At 47.8% G+C, this 20,895-nt stretch carries 21 protein-coding genes; 15 read left to right on the top strand and 6 right to left on the bottom strand.

From position 1 onward, the window contains the following. On the top strand, window positions 1–523 hold a 523-nt coding region (locus BG260_RS03105; protein WP_245683882.1), incomplete at its 5' end, for an SPFH domain-containing protein. A 272-nt stretch (window positions 524–795) separates the two neighbouring features. Here BG260_RS03105 and lepB read toward each other — a convergent pair. The 4 genes from lepB to BG260_RS03085 all read right to left on the bottom strand — a co-directional run bounded on the left by lepB (window position 796) and on the right by BG260_RS03085 (window position 4,690). Further along, window positions 796–1,890 (bottom strand): signal peptidase I, encoded by a 1,095-nt coding sequence (gene lepB / locus BG260_RS03100; RefSeq protein WP_069130485.1) that lies wholly within the window; start codon window positions 1,888–1,890, stop codon window positions 796–798. A 13-nt stretch (window positions 1,891–1,903) separates the two neighbouring features. After that, entirely contained in the window at window positions 1,904–2,473 is a 570-nt protein-coding gene (locus BG260_RS03095; protein ID WP_069130484.1) for a hypothetical protein, read from the bottom strand. A gap of 8 nt (window positions 2,474–2,481) precedes the next feature. Next, window positions 2,482–4,281 (bottom strand): translation elongation factor 4, encoded by a 1,800-nt coding sequence (gene lepA / locus BG260_RS03090; RefSeq protein WP_069130483.1) that lies wholly within the window; start codon window positions 4,279–4,281, stop codon window positions 2,482–2,484. Window positions 4,282–4,444: 163 nt separating this feature from the next. Continuing rightward, window positions 4,445–4,690: a YkoF family thiamine/hydroxymethylpyrimidine-binding protein gene (locus BG260_RS03085; RefSeq protein WP_069130482.1), complete on the bottom strand. Its 246-nt coding sequence runs from the start codon at window positions 4,688–4,690 to the stop codon at window positions 4,445–4,447. A gap of 121 nt (window positions 4,691–4,811) precedes the next feature. Between BG260_RS03085 and BG260_RS03080 the strand changes: the two genes are divergently transcribed. From BG260_RS03080 to hisE, 9 genes are all read left to right on the top strand, one after another. Beyond that, a complete protein-coding gene (locus BG260_RS03080) occupies window positions 4,812–5,627 on the top strand; it encodes a DUF4382 domain-containing protein (RefSeq protein ID WP_069130481.1) in 816 nt (271 codons plus the stop codon). 303 nt (window positions 5,628–5,930) lie between these two features. Next, window positions 5,931–6,809: an ATP phosphoribosyltransferase gene (hisG, locus tag BG260_RS03075; RefSeq protein ID WP_069130480.1), complete on the top strand. Its 879-nt coding sequence runs from the start codon at window positions 5,931–5,933 to the stop codon at window positions 6,807–6,809. A gap of 34 nt (window positions 6,810–6,843) precedes the next feature. Then, a complete protein-coding gene (gene hisD / locus BG260_RS03070) occupies window positions 6,844–8,151 on the top strand; it encodes a histidinol dehydrogenase (protein ID WP_069130479.1) in 1,308 nt (435 codons plus the stop codon). Between the two features lie 33 nt (window positions 8,152–8,184). Further along, the gene (gene hisC / locus BG260_RS03065) at window positions 8,185–9,243 is read left to right on the top strand and encodes a histidinol-phosphate transaminase (RefSeq protein WP_069130478.1); all 1,059 of its coding nucleotides are present in this window, start codon (window positions 8,185–8,187) and stop codon (window positions 9,241–9,243) included. Window positions 9,244–9,278: 35 nt separating this feature from the next. After that, complete coding sequence (gene hisB, locus BG260_RS03060; RefSeq protein WP_069130477.1) at window positions 9,279–10,163, top strand: imidazoleglycerol-phosphate dehydratase HisB; 885 nt, start codon at window positions 9,279–9,281, stop codon at window positions 10,161–10,163. 27 nt (window positions 10,164–10,190) lie between these two features. After that, window positions 10,191–10,805, top strand: a complete 615-nt coding sequence (gene hisH / locus BG260_RS03055) for an imidazole glycerol phosphate synthase subunit HisH (RefSeq protein WP_069130476.1) — start codon at window positions 10,191–10,193, stop codon at window positions 10,803–10,805. 77 nt (window positions 10,806–10,882) lie between these two features. After that, complete coding sequence (gene hisA, locus BG260_RS03050; RefSeq protein ID WP_069130475.1) at window positions 10,883–11,608, top strand: 1-(5-phosphoribosyl)-5-[(5-phosphoribosylamino)methylideneamino]imidazole-4-carboxamide isomerase; 726 nt, start codon at window positions 10,883–10,885, stop codon at window positions 11,606–11,608. Window positions 11,609–11,663: 55 nt separating this feature from the next. Further along, window positions 11,664–12,428, top strand: coding sequence for an imidazole glycerol phosphate synthase subunit HisF (gene hisF / locus BG260_RS03045; RefSeq protein ID WP_069130474.1), 765 nt, complete (start codon window positions 11,664–11,666; stop codon window positions 12,426–12,428). A gap of 12 nt (window positions 12,429–12,440) precedes the next feature. Further along, the gene (gene hisE, locus BG260_RS03040) at window positions 12,441–12,737 is read left to right on the top strand and encodes a phosphoribosyl-ATP diphosphatase (protein ID WP_069130473.1); all 297 of its coding nucleotides are present in this window, start codon (window positions 12,441–12,443) and stop codon (window positions 12,735–12,737) included. A 65-nt stretch (window positions 12,738–12,802) separates the two neighbouring features. Here the strand turns inward: hisE and BG260_RS03035 are convergent, their stop codons facing one another. Continuing rightward, entirely contained in the window at window positions 12,803–14,398 is a 1,596-nt protein-coding gene (locus BG260_RS03035) for an AbgT family transporter (RefSeq protein ID WP_069130472.1), read from the bottom strand. 160 nt (window positions 14,399–14,558) lie between these two features. Between BG260_RS03035 and BG260_RS03030 the strand changes: the two genes are divergently transcribed. Continuing rightward, window positions 14,559–15,002, top strand: coding sequence for a DinB family protein (locus BG260_RS03030; protein ID WP_069130471.1), 444 nt, complete (start codon window positions 14,559–14,561; stop codon window positions 15,000–15,002). Window positions 15,003–15,242: 240 nt separating this feature from the next. Here the strand turns inward: BG260_RS03030 and ilvD are convergent, their stop codons facing one another. Next, the gene (gene ilvD / locus BG260_RS03025) at window positions 15,243–16,922 is read right to left on the bottom strand and encodes a dihydroxy-acid dehydratase (RefSeq protein ID WP_069130470.1); all 1,680 of its coding nucleotides are present in this window, start codon (window positions 16,920–16,922) and stop codon (window positions 15,243–15,245) included. A gap of 191 nt (window positions 16,923–17,113) precedes the next feature. On the opposite strand from ilvD, the gene BG260_RS03020 reads away from it, so the two are divergent. The 4 genes from BG260_RS03020 (at window position 17,114) to ilvC (ending at window position 20,818) form a co-directional block, all read left to right on the top strand. Continuing rightward, the gene (locus BG260_RS03020; RefSeq protein WP_069130469.1) at window positions 17,114–17,344 is read left to right on the top strand and encodes a hypothetical protein; all 231 of its coding nucleotides are present in this window, start codon (window positions 17,114–17,116) and stop codon (window positions 17,342–17,344) included. Between the two features lie 98 nt (window positions 17,345–17,442). After that, the gene (gene ilvB, locus BG260_RS03015; protein ID WP_087148676.1) at window positions 17,443–19,218 is read left to right on the top strand and encodes a biosynthetic-type acetolactate synthase large subunit; all 1,776 of its coding nucleotides are present in this window, start codon (window positions 17,443–17,445) and stop codon (window positions 19,216–19,218) included. Further along, window positions 19,215–19,739 (top strand): acetolactate synthase small subunit, encoded by a 525-nt coding sequence (gene ilvN, locus BG260_RS03010; RefSeq protein WP_069130468.1) that lies wholly within the window; start codon window positions 19,215–19,217, stop codon window positions 19,737–19,739. The genes ilvB and ilvN overlap by 4 nt, the downstream gene beginning before the upstream one ends. A gap of 47 nt (window positions 19,740–19,786) precedes the next feature. Next, window positions 19,787–20,818, top strand: coding sequence for a ketol-acid reductoisomerase (gene ilvC / locus BG260_RS03005; RefSeq protein ID WP_069130467.1), 1,032 nt, complete (start codon window positions 19,787–19,789; stop codon window positions 20,816–20,818). The last annotated feature ends 77 nt before the right edge of the window (window positions 20,819–20,895 follow it).

Below are 20,895 nucleotides of genomic sequence, written 5' to 3'. Positions count from 1 at the left end.
GAGCAAGAAAGTGGTTGAAGTTCTGGGCGATGTAGAACGATTGTGGGGAATTCGTGTACACAGGTATGAAATAAAGAATATCAACACGCCGCGAACCGTGCAAAAAGCGATGGAGCGTCAGATGACTGCCGAACGTGAGCGCCGGGCCGTGATCGCAAAATCCGAAGGTGTCCGGGATTCAAACGTGAACGATGCGAAGGGACGAAGCGCTGAAATTGTAAACATCTCTGAAGCGGAAATGCAGCGCAGAATAAACGAAGCCGAAGGCTGGGCCAATGAAATTGAAGCGATTGCTGAAGCCACCGCAATCTCAATCGAGCAGATTGCTGATGCTATTTCGCGGCCAAAAGGTAAAGAAGCGATGAAACTTCAGCTAAAACAGAAATACCTAAAAGTACTGGACGGACTGGGCAAAGATGAAAATCAAATCATACTGCCAAAAGATATCACGAATTACGACGCGTTGATTGAAGGACTTTCACTTGAGCAGCTTGACGAAGTTGAGGGTACGACTGAGAAATAAATCCGAAAATCAAAGGGGAAGCCAGAAAACAGTCTTTCATTTAGGGAGTACGTCTTTTGCCTCAAGTTACCATTTCATCAACCCTTACATTACGCGTATGCAAACTGAGATAAACTCCCCCTTTGCTCTCTTTAGCAGGGAAGTGATGATCCGTTTAGATCTTGGTCCGGCTTTCTACAGGAAAGCCAAATTTTCCGGACGCAGAATTTAAACAAGAAGCTTACCGGTCTAAAACTAACGTCTCACGCTTTACAATAAGCTTACACTGCTCTTTAGTGAATCATATTAAACAAACGGCTAAATCTCGGCAGCCATCTCTCGCCATCCCATGAAAAATAGATCATCCCGGCTTTGCCAATCACATGATCATCAGGAACAAAACCCCAATAGCGGCTATCCTCACTGTCATCACGATTGTCCCCCATCATAAAGTAGTAATCTTTCTGAATGGTGTAGAGATTGGTCTCCTCACCATTAATTACAAACTGATCTCCGCTGCGACGAATCTCATTCCGCTCGTACCGTTCAAGCACATCCTGATAGATATGCCAGTTCTCTGCCGTCAGCTCAATTTCCTGACCACTGTACGGTACTGTAAATTCGGGGATGTTATCATGATTCATAAACCCATCTGAAAAATTAAATGGACGGCGGCTGAACTCATCAAAATCCCGCGGAAGTATGAAAAATTCTATGTTGGCTACTTCCGACCAATTTTGCATTTCATCTGCAAGCTTAGGAGTCATGTTAATGATAGCAGTTCCGTTATCCGCTTGTAACACAGTGCCTCCTGCCTCTCTCACTTTGGTTGGGCTGAGACGAATTCTCTCCCTGGTTTGAACCCTGTAGTTATACATCAGGGTCTCGTACTGCTCAGAACGCTCATCATTTACGTAGAGAATTTTATCCTCAATTCTGAGCCGATCCCCCGGCATACCCACCGCGCGTTTAATATAATTGGTTTTGGCAGAAACCGGTGCCACATCAATGGGGTAGTTAAAAACTACAATATCATCCCTTTTAATTTCTGAATAGCCCGGAATTCGAGTCCACGGCAGATTCACTCCCGGCATGTAGATATCCGTAAAAGGTATGGAGAGGGTCATGGGGGTTCTTGGTCCGTAAGCCAGCTTCGTTACGATCAGGAAGTCGCCGGTTAGAAGGGTTTTCTCCATACTTGGCGTCGGGATCCGGTATGCGCCAAAGAAAAAAGTCCGTAGTATAATTGCTGCAATGGCTGCCCAAAGAAACGCATCCAGCCACTCTCTTGCCCAATGTTTCGCTTTATCGTCTAACGAGTTTGTTTTCTCAGATTTTTTCGCTGTCTGCCAAAATTTCTTTTTTTCCGACTCTTTTCTTCTTGCCAACGTCTACGTTCCGTTAATTGAAATTTCTGGGTTGATCTATCGCTTCGTGTGAAAAATCACCGTTTTTATACTCTACCAGATACCACTGGCCCCGTTCAGGTGAATAGAAGTAGTCACTGAATGAAGCCAGGCTGTCTGTCTCATTCATCAACATTCTGTTTAGAACACGTTTAACCTGAGGCATCATATCAATAAAGCGACTTGCCCCAACATATACCAATCCATTTTCGAATGGGCCGTCAAGGTCCAGAATCATCAGCGGCATTTCTCCGTCAATGATGAACCAGTACTCAAACTGTACAGCTTTACCCGGTCTAAAATTTCGGTTATTAATCAGGTCACCGATTGTTTGAGTCGGGTCTCCAAAAGCAGCCTGCAGTCTCGATCTTAACTCAACGGTTGGAATTCGGTCGATTGTGGTAGGATTGTAAAGTCCCTGTCCGGTCCAGCTTATATCTGAAAATCGCTGCTCAAATTGAGCGCGTTCGGAATGATCTACCTTTCGGATTTCGGGATCGTCGAATTGAGCATAAACTTCCACACTGAACAGTGTGAGAAACAAAATGAGGATAATTTTTCGCATAGTGGTCTTTAATCTTCTTCGTCCATTGATAATACAGCCAGAAAAGCCTCCTGAGGGATATCCACAGAGCCGACCTGCTTCATCCTCTTCTTACCTTCCTTCTGCTTTTCAATCAGTTTGCGTTTACGGGAAATATCACCGCCATAACACTTAGCTGTAACGTCTTTACGCAGGGCTCTTATTGTGTCGCGGGCAATAACCCGGGAACCGATTGCAGCCTGAACCGCTACTTCAAACTGTTGTCTCGGAATGAGCTCCTTCAATTTTGCACAAATCTTTCGCCCCTGGTAGTAAGCTTTGTCACGGTGTGTTATACTTGAGAGGGCATCCACAGGTTCCCCGTTCAAAAGAATATCGAGACGAACCAGATCTCCGGTTCTGTATTCCAGAAATTCATAATCGAGTGATGCGTATCCGCGTGTTCCGCTCTTCAGCTTGTCATAAAAATCGAACACAACCTCGGCCATCGGCAGCTGGTATGTGATCTCTACACGGTTGTTCTGCATAAAATGCTGGTTCACATACACACCGCGCCGTTCCTGGCACAGCTTCATGATCGGGCCTATAAAATCGGCCGGGGTGATGATGCTCGCTTTAATATATGGCTCCCAGACTTTATCGATGTCTCCGGCATCGGGCATTTCGCTCGGGTTATCAACCTTTATCCGTTCCCCCTCCTCAGTATCCACTTCGTACTGTACGTTAGGCACCGTGGTAATAATGTCGATATTGAATTCCCGATCAAGCCGCTCCTGCACAATCTCCATGTGAAGGAGTCCTAAAAATCCGGCCCGGAACCCAAAACCCAGAGCCTTCGAGGTTTCAGGCTGATAAGTCAGAGAGGCGTCATTTAGCTGAAGCTTTTCAAGCGCTGCTCTCAAATCCTCAAAATCCTCGGAGCTGGTGGGGAAAATCCCACTAAACACCATCGGCTTAACATCCTTATAACCTGCAATCGGTTTATCAGCCGGTTTTTTCTGATGCGTAATCGTATCACCCACTTTAGCATCCTGAAGAGATTTTACGCTTCCAATTACGTACCCAACATCGCCCGCTTTCAGCTCGTTTACAGGCTCTTGCTTCAATTTCAGGTATCCGATCTCTTCGGCATCATACTCTTTACCCGTGGCCATAAACCGGATGGGATCTCCTTTTTTTAGGGTTCCCTCCATCACACGCACATAGGCAATTGACCCTCGATAGGTATTAAAAATGGAGTCAAAAATCAGCGCCTTCAGAGGTTTATCCTCATCGCGCGACGGCCCCGGAATGCGTTTTACAATCTCTTCGAGTAGATCTTCAACCCCTTCTCCGGTTTTACCCGAAACCCGAATGATATCTTCATGCTCGCAGCCGATCAGATCCACAATCTGTTGGCCAACCCCCTCTGGGTCTGCACCGGGCAGGTCAATTTTATTCAGAACGGGTACAATTTCAAGATCCTGGTCTATTGCCTGATAAAGATTCGAAATCGTTTGTGCTTCAATTCCCTGGGCAGCATCCACAATGAGCAGAGCTCCTTCGCACGCCTTCAATGCCCGCGACACTTCGTAAGCAAAATCTACGTGACCCGGGGTATCAATCAGGTTAAATGTATAAACCTCCCCGTTCGGACGTTTGTAATCCATTCGGATGGCGTGACTTTTGATGGTAATTCCGCGTTCTCGCTCCAGATCCATATCATCCAGAATCTGTGCCTGCATCTCTCTCTCACTGATGGTGCCGGTACGTTCAAGAAGACGATCGGCAAGTGTAGACTTCCCATGATCGATGTGCGCGATGATGCAAAAATTGCGAATATTATTCATAAATGTGGGTAGAAAGTGCAAAATTTGAACAGCCCTAAATATACAAAGCTTAAACGGTCATTCCATTTAAATGTTATGCTTTGTTCTCACTTGATTTCTGCAGTTCTGAACGGCAAGGCAGGCCTGTCACCTTCCGCAGTTTATTTACTCTCCGCCAGGTAAATTACTCTTTGGTAGGACTTAAGAGCTCAACATGGAATCTGAACTTTTGACCTTCGAGCGTCATGGAGTCGTAAATCTCACGAACCAGCTCAAACACCACATTCGTATCTCCTTTAATACTGGTGGAGAGATAGTTTACATCAACTTCTACATCGTGCTGAGCGACAAATTCGAGCAGATCTTGTACTTGTTCTTTGGGATGATCTGTGTAAAGTGGAATAAATGTTAACTGAGCTAAGGTCTTCATTCTTAATATTTTCAGTATTAAACTTAATATTCAAACGTTCCTGATGTGGAACAATTCCTGTCAGAAACACTAAAATAGATTGAACCAACGCCAAAATACAAACAAAATTGAGAGTTAAAAGATGAGAATATTTACTACCATTTCAACAATTATTGCAGCTGCGGTTCTCTTTGCAGCGTGTGATTTATCAAGCGACACATCTAATCAACCCGGAAACCTTCAGGTTCTTTTGACGGATGCCCCCGCACAGTATGAAGAGGTTTGGGTTGACATTCAGGAAGTGAGAGTTCATCGGCAGGGTGATGCAGATGAAGAAGACAATGGATGGCGAACGGTAAACGATCAACCGGTTCGGATAAACCTGCTTGAACTGACAAACGGCAACTACGAGATCTTGGGTGAAACCGAACTTGAACCCGGAGTTTACAGCCAGATCCGACTCATTCTGGGTGATCAAAACGAATTGGTCATTAACGGTGAGACCCACCATCTTACTACACCAAGTGCTCAACAGTCCGGGCTCAAACTAAACGTTAATGCCGAAATTGAGGGTGGACAAAACTACACTCTACTACTCGATTTTGATGCATCCCGCTCTATTGTCAAAGCCGGTAATTCCGGTAAGTATATCTTAAAACCGGTCATTAAAGCGGTTAATCTCGCCCAAACCGGAGCAATCGGCGGAACCATTGAACCGGCAGAAGCACTCCCCTGGGTTTATGCAATTGCGGGTGAAGATACCCTCGCAGGGACACGAGCCACTGAAGAGGGGGATTTCCTGATGATCGGCTTGCAAAGCGGAACCTATCAGGTATCTGTAGTTCCTGACACAACTGAATACAATATTGAAGTGATTTCAGGAATTGAAGTGATGGCACCCGACACAACCGTTATAGATACAGTGTCACTCACAGCTGTAAACGGTAGCGGCGAATAATCAGTACACTTTCGCAGAATTTAACAGCCCGGCTCCTCACAGAGTCGGGCTGTTTTTATTTTTACAGGAATAATAGTGCGTGCAATGACTGTTTAAACTTCCTTGGCATCCTAACTTTTTAATTCATAATTTTGACACGTGAAATTTACAAATCCATACATCTCCTTTTCTCACCACTCCCATCACGGAGATCTCGGGAATTCTGTGCATCATCACCATTAAGCTTTTCCCTCGAGTTTCGCACAGACATCACCACCGACTTTCACACTACCACACTTATTAATTAACAACTTACTGAATTATATGAGAACTCTGGATTCTTCCACCTCACTGAGAATTGCCGTCCAAAAGAGCGGACGACTGACCGATAAAACTCTCAATCTGCTCGAAGGTATCGGGCTCAGGTTTGATGACTACAAGCGCAGCTTATTGGTGAAATGCCGTAACTTTGATGTTGAACTTCTTCTCATCCGGGATGACGATATTCCTGAATATGTTGAAGATGGCGTCTGCGACCTTGGATTTGTAGGTGCCAATACCGTAGCCGAGGATGAGGCGGATGTTACCATCCTCAAGGGATTGGATTACGGTGTATGCCGGCTCTCCATTGCCGTACCCAAAGACGGTGATATCCGGTCTGCCAAGGATTTGAACGGGAAACGGATTGCAACAAGTTATCCGGTATTAACCCGGAAATTCCTGGAAAGTAAAGGCGTAAAAACAGATATCATCACGCTCTCCGGCTCTGTAGAAATTGCGCCCCGACTTGAAATTGCTGATGCCATCACGGATTTAGTATCTACCGGGGGAACACTGAAAGCCAACGGACTGAAAGAGATTGAAAATATTTTTGATTCTGAAACGCAGTTGGTAAAAACAAACCAGCCTCTCTCAAAAGGGAAACAGGCCTTGATAGATAAATTCCTTCAGCGAATTGAGGGATATCAAAAAGCAGAGAAAAGCCGATACATCATGATGAACGCACCTCAGGACTCAGTTGAAGAGATTAAAAATATCATCCCTTCACTGAAGAGCCCCACCGTAATGCCGTTGGCCGACAACGGAATGGTAGCCATTCACACCGTTATTACAATATCGACCTTCTGGGATCTTATGGAGAAACTGAAAGAGGCCGGGGCAACAGGTATAGTGGTTCTGCCAATAGAATCGATGATTATGTAATGAATTTGAGATTTGAGAAACCGACTATAAAAGCATGAAAAATTACATACTTAAAAAGCTGTCTGAAGCAGAAATTGACTCGCTCTGCAAGCGTCCCAAAATGGATTTTGGAGCTGTCTTCAGTCAGGTGCAGCCAATCCTGGATGATGTGGAATCCGGCGGAGATGATGCAATTAAGTCCTACACCCAGAAGTTTGATGGAATCACATTAGAGGGCCTGACCATCAACCCGGCTGAAACCTCTGTTGAACTAAATCCAAACGTTCAGGCCGCGATCGATCAGGCTATGCAGAACATTTATCTGTTCCACCAGCAGCAAATGCCGATAGACCTGGAGGTGGAAACCATGCCAGGAGTGATCTGCAAACGAACGGCAAAACCGATTGAGCGTGTGGGCCTTTATATTCCCGGCGGTACAGCACCGCTCCCTTCAACAACTATGATGTTGGGTATTCCGGCACTGATTGCCGGATGTTCGACGATCGTCATTGCAACACCTCCCGATGAAAACGGAAATGTGCCGGACTCCATAGTTTACATCGCCCAGAAGATCGGTGCCGAAAAAATTGTGAAAGCCGGAGGTGCTCAAGCCATTGCCGGAATGGCATTTGGAACGGAAACGATTCCAAAAGTTGATAAAATTTTTGGCCCCGGAAACCAGTATGTGACTGCTGCAAAAATGATTCTTCAGAACAGTGATGCGATGGTCTCCATCGACATGCCGGCAGGCCCTTCAGAAGTATTGGTAATTGCTGATGAAACAGCGGATCCTGCATTTATCGCCTCTGATCTCCTTTCTCAGGCTGAGCACGGGTCGGACAGCCAGGTTGTTTTAGTTGTAACCGAATCCGCTGATCTGGCCGCAATTGAACAGCAAGTTCAGGTACAGCTTGAGCAGCTTCCACGTCAGGAATTTGCATCAAACGCACTGGGTAAAAGTTTCTCACTGGTTGTCAAAAACAGAGATGAAGCCATGGAATTCTCCAACCGTTACGCCCCCGAACACCTCATCATCAACACACAATCTGCTGATGAACTTGCCGAAAAAGTGGTTAACGCCGGATCAGTGTTCATCGGCCCGTGGACTCCTGAAAGCATGGGGGATTATGCATCCGGAACCAACCATACACTGCCCACTTACGGATATGCAAAAATGTACAGCGGTGTTTCATTGCAGAGTTTTCAAAAATTCATCACTCTGCAAACCCTAACCGAAGAGGGGCTTCAACGTTTAGGGCCGGCCGTAGAAACCCTGGCAGAAGTTGAAGGACTTCAGGCTCATAAAAACGCTGTCACCCTCAGGCTTCATAAGCTGAAGAAATCCAAACCTTACAATTCGTAAATTCAATCAACTAACATCAGTTCATCTAATAAAATGTCAACCTCTGTGAATATTGAATCACTTGTTCGCGAAAACATACGTAACCTCGTTCCATACCGAAGCGCCCGGGACGATTTCGACAGTGGAATCCTGCTCGACGCAAATGAAAACAGCTACGGTTCACCTGTTCGAAATCCACTGAATTTGCATCGATACCCCTCGCCCACGCACGATGTGCTTCGGGATAAAATTGCAGAGTACCGGGATGTAGAGCGAGAGAATATCTTTCTGGGCGTGGGGAGTGATGAACCGATAGATCTGTTAATGCGGATTTTTTGCGAACCAGGCCAAGACTCTATCCTGATAACTCCGCCTACCTACGGGATGTACATGGTCGCTGCCGACATAAACAATGTTAACGTAAAGAAGGTGGAACTGACTGAAAAATTTCAGTTAAAACCGGATGAAATTATTGACGCTGCCGACGAGTCGACAAAAATCCTGTTTCTCTGCTCCCCCAACAACCCCACCGGAAACGATCTGAAGCGTACGGATCTGCTGAAACTGGTCACCAGATTTAAAGGAATTGTGGTCGTCGATGAAGCATACATCGATTTCAGCCGGCAGGAATCGATGGCGCAAATGGTTCAGCAGTACCCAAACCTTGTCGTGCTTCAAACATTTTCAAAAGCGTTTGGTATGGCGGGTATCCGATTGGGAATTGCAATATCAAATCCGGAAATCATCAACTTTATGCTGAGCGTAAAGGCTCCCTACAACATCAATAAGCTTACGGCTGACACTGCCTTGCAAGTTTTTGAAAATCTGGAACTGGCAAAATTCAACATCAAAGCGATTAAAGGTGAGCGAGATTACGTTGCGGAGCAGTTAAACCATAGTGAATCTGTAAAAAAGGTATTTCCATCCAATTCCAACTTCATCCTGTTCAGGGTTGATAACGCCAAAGAGGTCTATCAGAAACTGGCCGACCGCGGTATCATTGTTCGATATCGGGGTAATGAACCGCACTGTGAGGATTGCCTGCGAGTAACGGTGGGCATGCCCGATGAGAATGTAAAATTTCTGAAAGCACTAAAAGAGATCATCGGTTAGTAAAATTTCCTATGAACTGATTTAAACCATGAATTATGAAATTATTTGTTGAATCATCGGCACTTTCCGGCAGCAACAACAACCTTCTTAAACCGGGAGCATTGTATGCGCTCGGAACACTTTCGGAGCACGGCCATGAAATAATGTGGAACACTGAACTATCCGAAAATCAGCTCAATGCACTTCAAAATGAGTCCATATCAACTTTTGAAAAGCGTAGTGAAGCTGATGCGTTTATCACATATGAAAACGGCCTTTACCTTTTTAAGAGCAGTGAAAAGACATTAAACCGTGCGGAAAACTGGCCTGAACTTGTGCGTTCAATCCTCTTTCCTACAAGAAAGGCGGAGATAAAGCGAACGACTGGAGAAACCGATATCGACCTTTCACTTAACCTGGACGGCAGCGGTGAGAGCAACATCAAAACCGGATTGAACTTTTTCGATCACATGCTCGACCAGATCGCACGTCATGGACTGATCGATCTGGATATTCAGTGTGAGGGGGATCTTGACGTTGATGAACATCACACGATCGAAGATGTGGCAATTGCCCTGGGGCAGGCTATTCACAAAGCAGTATCTGAAAACAAAGCCGGCATTCAGCGCTACGGTTTTGTGCTTCCGATGGATGAATCACAGGCCACCGTGGCTATCGATCTATCAGATCGCCCATACCTCCGGTGGGAAGTTGAAATGAAGCGTGAATACGTAGGCGATTTCCCTACTGAAATGTTAGAACACTTTTATTACACCCTTGCCATGAACGCAAAGGCAACCCTCCATGTTAGCGCTATCGGAAAAAATGATCATCATATCATAGAATCTACGTTCAAAGGGTTTGCCAAAGCGTTGCGTTTTGCCATCTCCCGAAGTGAACGGACAAGGGGAATTCTCCCTTCTACCAAAGGCACTATTTGATCTAACCATTTAGAAGCAACCAGAAAATTGATAGGAATTATTAAATATCAGGCCGGTAACCTGGCTTCTGTTGCAAATGCACTCAACCGACTCAACGCCGACTATTTCGTTTCCGATGACCCGGATACTTTAAATAATGCGGATGGGATTATCTTTCCGGGCGTAGGTCATGCCGGGGCGGCCATGGACGACCTTCGGTCGCGCGACCTGGACGTCTGGCTAAAAAATACAAAAAAGCCGGTTCTGGGAATCTGTTTAGGAATGCAGCTACTGTATGAATCTTCAGAAGAGGGCAATAGCGACACACTCGGAATCATCCCCGGCAAACTGAAAAAATTTGACGCCACCAAAGCCAAAGTCCCGCACATGGGCTGGAACCGTTTTGAACCCAAAGTCGATCACCCGCTGATCCACGGCATCGATAATAAACAGTTTCTGTATTACGTGCACGGTTACTACGCACCTGCCAACGAATTTACCCTGGCTACATGCAAATATATCAAAGACTTTTGCGCGGTGGTTGCAAAAGATAATTTTATGGGAGTTCAGTTCCATCCGGAAAAATCGGGGGCGGTCGGTTCGCTACTGCTTCAGAACTTCCTGGATATTGTAAAACAAGCCTCCAATAAAAAGTCTGCCTAAAATAATCGGGTACAGGAGCGGGCTTTAAATTCACTATCTTTGGGGAAACTCTTAGACAACAAAATCTCACTTTGCATATGAATATCATTCCTGCAATCGATCTGCTGGACGGACAAGTTGTGCGATTGCAAAAAGGTGACTACAATAAGAAAACTGTTTACAATCACAACCCACTTGAAGAAGCTGCCAAATTTAAAGCAGCCGGGTTCAGCCACATCCACGTTGTAGATTTAAACGGGGCAAAAAGCGGCTCATTTGAAAATCTGCCGATCATCCGATCCATCATGAAAGAGACCGGGCTTTCAGTTCAAACCGGTGGCGGTGTTCGATCTTCTGAGGATATTCGGAAACTGCTGGACGCCGGGCTAAGTGGTATTATATGTTCATCAATGGCTGTAAAAAAACCGGATGAATTTCTAAAGGCAATTTCATCAAACCCAGAAGAGATCATTCTTGGGCTGGATCTGAAAGATGGCAAAATGGCTTATGGAGGCTGGCTTGAAACATCTGACCGTTCTATCGAGGAGTTTTTAAACCCAATGGTTGAAGCCGGACTTCAAACCGTACTGAGTACCGATATTGCCCGTGACGGCATGTTAAGCGGCCCAAATATTGACATGTACAGAGATTTACAGGAACGTTTCCCTGCCCTCAACTGGATTGCCTCGGGCGGTGTTTCGAAGCCGAAGGATTTGATCGAACTGAAAAATATTGGCCTTTACGGGGTTGTAGTGGGCAAAGCTTACTACGAGGGACACATTACACTGAACAATCTCAAACAGCTACATTTACAAAAACCGTAGCAAATAATACGCGTCAATTTTACTATTTTTTGTTGAATAACCTCTTGAAACAGATATGCTTACAAAACGAATTATCCCCTGTTTAGATATCAAAGACGGCCGAACCGTGAAGGGGGTCAAATTTGTTGGGCTGCGGGATGCCGGCGACCCGGTGGAACTTGCACAAAGGTATACCGAAGAGGGAGCCGATGAACTTGTTTTCCTGGATATAACCGCTACAAAAGAAAAACGCCGCACACTGGTTCATCTCGTTGAAGAGATTGCCGCTCACATCAATATACCGTTTACAGTTGGCGGCGGAATCAAATCTGTGGATGAGATTGAGGAAATACTGAAAGCAGGTGCCGACAAAGTATCACTGAACAGCGCCATTGTGCGTGACCCGGAACTAATTTCTCGCGCATCCGACGCATTCGGTTCGCAGGCCGTTGTGGCTGCCGTTGATGCCAAACGAGTGGGGGATCATTGGGAAGTTTTTGTGAAAGGAGGTTCAGAAGCGACCGGTCTTGACGCCCTGGATTGGATCAAAAAAACAGAACACCTTGGCTCCGGCGAAATTTTACTTACCAGCATGGACCGAGACGGGACCAAATCCGGCTTTGACAACGAACTCCTTAAAATTGTAAATGAAACCGTAACGATACCGGTTATTGCCAGTGGCGGTGCCGGAACTATTCAGCACTGCGTCGATGCTGTAAATATTGGGAATGCTGATGCCGTATTGGCTGCCAGCATCTTTCACTTTCGGGAAATTGAAATCTCAGACCTGAAAAAGAAAATGGCTGAGAGTGGAATTGACGTAAGACTACTGACGACTTAAATAATAGATACAATGGGAAAACAAGAAGTAGATTTTTTATACGACCTGGAACGAGTGTTGATTGAACGGAAAAAGGATTTGCCAAAGGGCTCCTACTCAACGCGGCTATTCAAGAAGGGAATCGATAAAATTGCTCAAAAGCTTGGCGAAGAGGCTGTAGAAACTATTATCGCATCCAAGAACAAAAAAGATTCTGAAGTAATCTATGAATCTGCAGATCTCATCTATCACTTAATGGTTCTTCTTGTAGAAAGAGATATCCCTCTCGACACCGTTCTTCAGGAATTGATTGTGAGAAGTAAGAAATAGTTAAGAGTGTTGAGTCTTGAGATGTGAGAAGTTAACCACGACTCAAGACTCAAATCTCAACTCTATCAAGGTGCAGGATAAACGTAATTCGCTTCAAAACTGAGCGGGATTCCGATCCACCAGTAGATCAGCAGAAAAATTGTCCATGTAACCAGGAAGATGATCGAGTATGGAAGCATCATTGAGATGAGTGTTCCAATTCCCGTTTTCTTCACATACCTCTGACAGAATACAACCACTAATGGGAAGTAAGGCAGCAGCGGTGTGATAATGTTTGAGACGGAGTCTCCCACACGATAAGCGGCCTGGGTTAAGTCTGGAGAGATACCCAACTGCATCAGCATCGGCACAAAGATTGGAGCTATCAGCGCCCACTTGGCCGAAGCAGAACCCACCAGGATATTTACAAACGCACTCAAAAACACGATCCCTACAATGGTAACCTGTCCCGGCAGAGCCAGAGACTGAAGGAAATTGGCTCCCTTCAGGGCAATCAACAAGCCGATATTTGATTTCGCAAACGCATCAATAAAAAGTGCACAGAAGAAAGCCATCACAACGTAATAACCCATACTCTCCATCGACTTGGTCATGTTGTCGATCATATCTTTGGAGCTCTTATACTTCCCGGATGCATATCCGTAAACTACGCCCGGAATCAGCAGCAGGATAAAAATAAGGGGTACAATCGCCTGCATCAGCGGAGCGTTGAACGAAAACAGCGAACTCACTTCCGGGTTGTTCCAGTTTGGGTCCCGCAGTGCAGAACCTTCAGGCCACGCCCAGATAAAGAGTCCGATCAGTCCGAGAATCATAGCACCGAAACCGAACCAGAATGCCCGGCTCTCTTTATCCGTAACTTCCTCCATTTGAGGCATCTCATCTTCATCGCCATCCACTTCAATTCCCTCCAGCCTCGGTTCCACAATTTTATCGGTAATGTACCAGCCAACGGATACAATCAATACACTGGAAAGCGCGGTAAAGTATATGTTATTGAGTGGGTTGAGCGCTATTTCCGGATCAAGAATTCGTGCGGCTTCAAGCGTAAAACTCATCAGGAGCGGATCGATCGCCGACGGGATAAAGTTTGCGGAAAACCCGCCACTCACACCAGCAAATGCGGCAGCGATACCGGCCAGCGGATGCCTGCCGGCCGCATAGAAAATGACGCCTCCAAGCGGAATTACAAGGACATACCCTGCATCGGCAGCGGTGTGACTCACGATAGCGATTAAAATCAGCATCGGGGTTAAAAATGACTTGGGTGTAAATCCGAGAAGTTTCTTCAGGCCGGCGTCAATCCAACCGGAGTGCTCGGCAACCCCCACACCCAGCATGGCAACCAGTACAATGCCAAGCGGGGCAAAAAGCACAAATGTTTCAATCATATTGGCCAAAAAATCCGCCAGATTATTTCCGGTCAGCATATTCTGTACATTCAGCGCTTCACCCGTTCGGGGGTGAACTTCACCAAAATCGATGGGAGATAAAATTGCAGAAAACACCCATACGATAACCAACAACAGAAAGAAGAGCATTGCAGGGTCGGGAAGCTTATTCCCTGCGTTTTCAATAATGTTTAGAAATTTATCAAAAAAAGATCCCCTGCCTTCTGACTCGGGGACTTCGTCCTCGTTTTTATTCTTTTCTTCAGCCACGTTAACTCATTTTGGTTAATGTTATCAACATCCGTTGAAGAAAATACGAGATTCGAACCTCTATGCAAGAAGAAATGGATTGATTCCTCACTTTTTATGATTACCCTAAAGAGTATGTTTTAATTTATCGTCAACTATAAGGCAATTCGGCATTCCGACAATGGTTAAGGACATCAAAAAAATACTTGTACGGGATCTCGGCAAATTAAGCCGGGAGATCTCTTTATTTGAAGCAGAAGAGAATCTCTGGAAAACCACCGGGGCAGTCACCAACAGTGCGGGTAATTTGGCAATCCATTTGATTGGAAATCTTAACTACTATGTCGGGACAAAAATCGGTGATACAGAATATAAACGGGATCGTCCTGCAGAGTTCAGTCAAAAAAATGTACCTCGCGATCGGATTCTCCGTGATATTGAGGAGACACAACAATTGGTTTCTACCGTTTTGAATAATATATCAGATGAAGAGTTGAATGAAGAGTTCCCCGAGGCACTTTTTGGCCACCCGATGACACTCGGCTTTTTCCTGAATCATCTTTCAGGTCATCTGATGTATCATCTTGGACAGATCAACTACTTGAGACGAGTACTAGAAGGGTAATTGGCACTCACATGCTTTACATCGATATTAATCAACTTCTTTATATCTGTTAAGTTTTATCCATCTACAATCGGATCGGGTACATTCGGTACAACTTAAAATCAGTCCGTACAAACTGACTTTAAAATAAATGCTCCAAAACCACAAAAGCTATTTTGTGAGATCGGATGAGTGGAGACAGTTTTTAACTTATCACAAGATCCACCCCCATCCGTATGTACCTCTTACACTTAACCCTTCCTACCCATCCGTCACGCACCCTTTACTCGCGGTTGAAACCAGCTGTGCGTATTTGTAGAGTGAACCGCTTTTGATCTTGAGCTCCGGGGCCGTCCACTGTTTGCGGCGGGTGTCGAGCTCCTCTTCGGTCAGGCCTACATTCAGGATCCGCTCATCGGCGTCGATGGTGATGGTGTCGCCGTTCTGAATCAGCGCGATCGCACCGCCCAGCTGCGCCTCGGGGGTAACGTGGCCGATCACAAACCCATGGGTGCCGCCCGAAAAGCGTCCGTCGGTAATCAGCGCCACATCGTTGCCAAGCCCGGCCCCCATAATGGCCGAGGTGATCGACAGCATCTCGCGCATGCCCGGGCCGCCTTTGGGGCCTTCATAGCGAATTACCACCACATTTCCTTTTTTCACTTTTCCGGCCTGAATGCCTTTCAGGGCATCCTCTTCCGATTCAAACACAACGGCCGGGCCGGTGAACCGTGTCCCCTCCTTGCCCGTGATCTTGGCCACACTCCCTTCGGGCGACAGGTTGCCGTAGAGGATCTGCAGGTGGCCGGTCTTCTTGACGGGGCTACTGACCGGATGGATAATATTCTGCTCTTCAAACAGGCCCGGTACATCGGCTACATTCTCGGCCAGGGTCTTGCCCGTAACGGTGAGGCAGTCGCCGCTGAGGAGCCCCTCCTCAAGCAGCAGCTTCTGAACCGCAGGCACCCCGCCCACATTGTAGAGATCTTCCATCACATACTTTCCGCTCGGCTTCAGGTCGGCCAGAAACGGGGCCCGGTCGCTCACCGCCTGGAAATCGTCGATCGTAAAATCGACTCCGGCCGCATGGGCAATCGCCAGCATGTGCATGACGGCGTTAGTCGACCCGCCCAGTGCAATGATCATCGCCACCGCATTCTCGAGCGAGGTTCTGGTGATGATATCGAGCGGTTTAATATCCTCTTCGAGCAGCCGGCGGATCGCCTTGCCGGCCCGCTCACACTCTTTCTGCTTCTCCCGGTTCACTGCGGGGATGGAGGAACTGAACGGCAGGCTCATACCGAGTGTCTCGATAGCAGACGCCATCGTATTGGCCGTATACATCCCGCCGCACGCGCCGGCTGTAGGACAGGCGTGCTTCAGCACCCGGTGCATCTGCTCTTTGGTAATCTCTTCTGAGAGGTACTGCCCGTACGACTCAAACGCCGAGACAATATCCAGTTTCTGTCCGTCAAGCTCGCCCGGGCTGATGGTGCCCCCATACACCATAATCGACGGACGGTTCACCCGGGCCATCGCCATCACCGATCCGGGCATGTTCTTGTCGCAGCCAACCACCGAGATGTTGGCATCGTACCACTGTGCCCGCATCACCGTCTCGATCGAATCGGCAATGATATCCCTCGATGGCAGGGAGTATTTCATTCCCTGGGTACCCATTGAAATCCCGTCGCTCACCCCGATCGAGTGGAAGACAAAACCAACCATCCCCTCCTCCCATACTCCCTTCTTGACTACACCGGCCAATCCGTTCAGGTGCATGTTGCACGGATTGCCATCCCAGCCGGTACTTGCAATGCCCACCTGGGCCTTTTTCATGTCATCCTCGCTCAGGCCGGTAGCGTAGAGCATTGCCCGGGATCCAACTTGTGATTCACTTTCAGTTAATCTTGAGCTAAATTTATTGATTTTTGCAGTCATTTCAGATGTCGGGGTTTAGTCGTTTCTTTACAGATGGTTAGCCATCTATTTTAATTTCAATGGAAGCGCTTTTTATAAATTCATGATTTCGTCTTAATGATATTCAAACATTTTTTTAAAAAAAATCTTGACATGACAAAATCCATTGTATAGCTTTTTTGAAGCGATAAACAACAAACCAAAAGCGCAGCTTGACAACAGCCATTTCACATAGCATCTGCTCAGCCGATCTCCTCTCCGGAGAGATGGCTCATGCTCTGTCTGCTGCCTGCCTGATTCAGGTTCTTTTTGCATCACTCTCTATTATCGCGGGAATTGGAATTCTAATTTCTGACGTCATTATTGACATCAGTATTATTATTGATATTCTAATTCTATCTCTAATCTCTGGCATTCTAATTCTAAACCTAATTATTAGATAATCCCACCCGCCAGAGGTTAAAAGCCAAAATCCTTTCCCTTCTTAACATTGCGATTTCAACTGACAACCTCTGGCGGGTAATCTATACCCATGAGGCAAATGAAATCAAACCAACCCACTTCCACAGCAAAAAAGAACGCTCAGCCCTCTTCACTCCAGGCAATAGAAAAACCGGAAGATTGTCCGCATAACGGAGCGGAAATCCTTATCAAAACCCTGGCCGACCTGGGAGTCGAGACGATTTTCGGATATCCGGGCGGTGCGGTTCTCCCGGTATACGACACCCTTTTTGACAATCACGACCTGAACCACGTACTGATTCGCCATGAACAGTCGGGCACCCATGCAGCCGACGGGTATGCGCGGGCAACCGGTAAACCCGGCGTGGTGCTGGCCACCTCGGGGCCCGGAGGCACCAACACGGTAACCGGTATCGCCACGGCAATGATGGATTCGATTCCGCTGGTCGTCTTTACCGGACAGGTACCCACCGGAGTGATCGGCAACGACGCTTTTCAGGAGGCCGACATCGTGGGGATCACCCGCCCAATCACCAAACAGAACTACCTGGTCAGGGATGTGGATGAACTGGAACATGTCATACGCGAAGCGTTTCATATTGCCACCAACGGCCGTCCGGGTCCGGTTTTGGTCGATCTACCGAAGGATATGCTGAACACCCCTGCGCGCTACTCCGGAATGAAGAAGGTGGAGATCCCCAGTTTCAAACCACACATTCAGGGCCATGGAACCCAGATTGCCAAAGCGGCAGAAATGCTCAGTGAGGCCAAAAAGCCACTCATCTATGTGGGTGGCGGTGCCATTCTGGGTGAAGCGTGGGAAGAGGTGACCGCATTTGCCGAGCGCCTGAATATCCCGGTGACTACCACCCTGATGGGACTGGGTGCATTTCCCGAAAGCAAGCCCCAGTCGCTCGGCATGCTGGGGATGCACGGCACCTGGGCGGCCAACATGGCCATGACCGAATGCGACGTACTGCTTGCCGTGGGGGCCCGGTTCGACGACCGTGTCACCGGACGCCTCGACGGTTTTTCTCAAAAATCCCGGAAAATCCATATCGACATTGACCCCTCCTGTATCGGCAAAAACGTACCCGTTGAGGTACCGATCGTGGGTGATGTCAAACATGTGATTCCGGCCATCGATAAACTAGCCGGCCCGCCCGATACCACAGATTGGTGGGATACCATCCACACTTGGCAAAGGGAGCACCCGCTCAAGGTTCCCAAAGCTGACAACTGCATCTACCCGCAGCATATGGTAAAAATGATCTCCGAAGTAACCGGAGGCAATGCCATTGTGGTAACCGATGTAGGCCAGCACCAGATGTGGGCGGCCCAGCACTACAGATTCAACCATCCCCGATCGTGGATCTCTTCGGGCGGGCTCGGCACGATGGGCTTCGGATTTCCGGCAGCTATGGGCGCAGCCCTGGCCTGTCCCGATCGCGAAGTGGTCTGCATTACCGGCGACGGCGGCTTTCAGATGCTCTCTTGCGAGCTGGCCACAGCCGTTGAGTACAACATCCCCGTCAAGATCGCACTGATGAACAACAACTGCCTCGGCATGGTGCGCCAGTGGCAGCAGCTCTTCTACGGCAACCGAACCAGCTATTCCGTCTTCGGATCCAACAACCCCGATTTCGTCAAAATGGCCGAGTGCTATGGTGCCGTCGGCATGAGAGCCACCACCCCGGCTGAAATGCAGCAGGTGCTCAACGATGCGATGAAGATCAAAGACAAACCCGTGCTGATGGACCTGCGGGTTGTTGAAACTGAAAACTGCTATCCGATGGTGCCGGCCGGCGCAGCCCTGAACGAAATGGTAGAATCAGATGAGGAGTGTGGCCAATGAGTACCCAAATCGTAACTAAAGACTCCCGGCACACCCTGTCGGTGCTGGTAAAGCACAACCTGAACACCTTTTCGAGGATCCTCGGGATCTTCAGCGGAAAGGGGTTTGAACTGGAAAGCGTCACCTTTGCCTCAGAGGCTGAACAGGGAATGGCACGAATCACCATCACCACCTATGGCGATGAATCGACCGTAGAGCAGATCAGCAAGCACCTTCACAATGTGATCGATGTGGTGAAAGTGACCGACCTGACTCACAAAAAGTGTATCGAACGCGAGCTGGCCATCGTGAAAGTTTCAACTGCCAAGGCGGGCAGGCCCGAAATTATGCTCATTGCCCAGGCTTTTAAAGCGAAGGTGATCGACATCACAGACGACAAACTGGCCCTTGAGGTGACCGGCAATACCGATAAGGTGGATGCCATGATCAAGGTCCTGAAACCGTACGGCATCACCGAGATGTCGCGTACCGGAAGCGTGGCGCTGAAACGGGAGTTTCAGGGAGCGGTGAATATCAACTGACTTGTACAACCATTTTTAATCACACACCCCAACAACAACTCAACCCAATGAAAGCAAAAACATATTACAACGGAGATGCAAATCCCGACCTTTTGAATGATAAAACGGTAGCCGTTATCGGCTACGGAAGCCAGGGGCACGCACATGCACTGAACCTGAAAGACAGCGGGGTCAGCGTCGTTGTCGGCCTCAGAAAGGAGAGCTCCTCATGGAGCGATGCCGAACAGGAAGGACTCACCGTCATGGAGACCGCCGAAGCAGCGAAAGCGGGCGACATCGTCATGGTCCTGATCCCCGATCAGCATCAGGGCAGTGTCTACAAAGAGAGTATCGAACCCCACCTGGAACCCGGAAATGCACTGATGTTTGCACACGGATTCAATATCCAGTTCGGACAAATTGTGCCGCCTGAAGGCGTTGACGTCTTTATGGTTGCCCCCAAGGGGCCGGGACACCTGGTCCGCCGCGTCTTTACCGAGGGATCGGGCGTGCCCTGCCTGTTTGCCGTGCACCACGATGCATCGGGATCGGCCAAAGACACCGCACTGGCCTATGCGAGGGCCATCGGAGGCACCCGTGCAGGCGTTCTTGAAACCACCTTCAAAGAGGAGACGGAGACCGACCTGTTTGGCGAGCAAGCCGTTCTCTGCGGAGGCGCATCCGAACTGGTCAAGGCCGGATTTGAAGTGCTTGTGGAAGCCGGTTACCAGCCTGAAATCGCCTATTTCGAGTGCCTTCATGAACTGAAGCTGATTGTCGACCTGATGTATGAAGGCGGGATCGAGCGGATGTACTACTCAGTGAGTGATACGGCCGAGTTTGGCGGACTGACCCGCGGAAGCCGTGTGATTGACGCAGACACCAAAAAGCGGATGAAGAATATTCTCGAAGAGGTGCAAAGCGGGGCATTTGCCGATGAGTGGATGGCCGAGAACAAAAACGAGCTCCCCAACCTGAACAGGATGCGCGACAATCTTGGCAATCACAAGATCGAGAAGGTTGGAAAAGAGCTCCGCTCGATGATGAACTGGATTCCGGGCAACCAGAATTCCCAGCCCGAACCTGAACCCGCAGAGTGATGAATCAGAGGAGATAGCGCATGAAAGCTCAATCCACTCTTCTCCTAATGACTCCATAAACCTGACAGCCCCCATTG

It is taken from the genome of Rhodohalobacter halophilus (assembly GCF_001715195.1).
Lineage (GTDB): Bacteria > Bacteroidota > Rhodothermia > Balneolales > Balneolaceae > Rhodohalobacter > Rhodohalobacter halophilus.
This window is presented reverse-complemented; position numbering and strand designations above follow the sequence as displayed.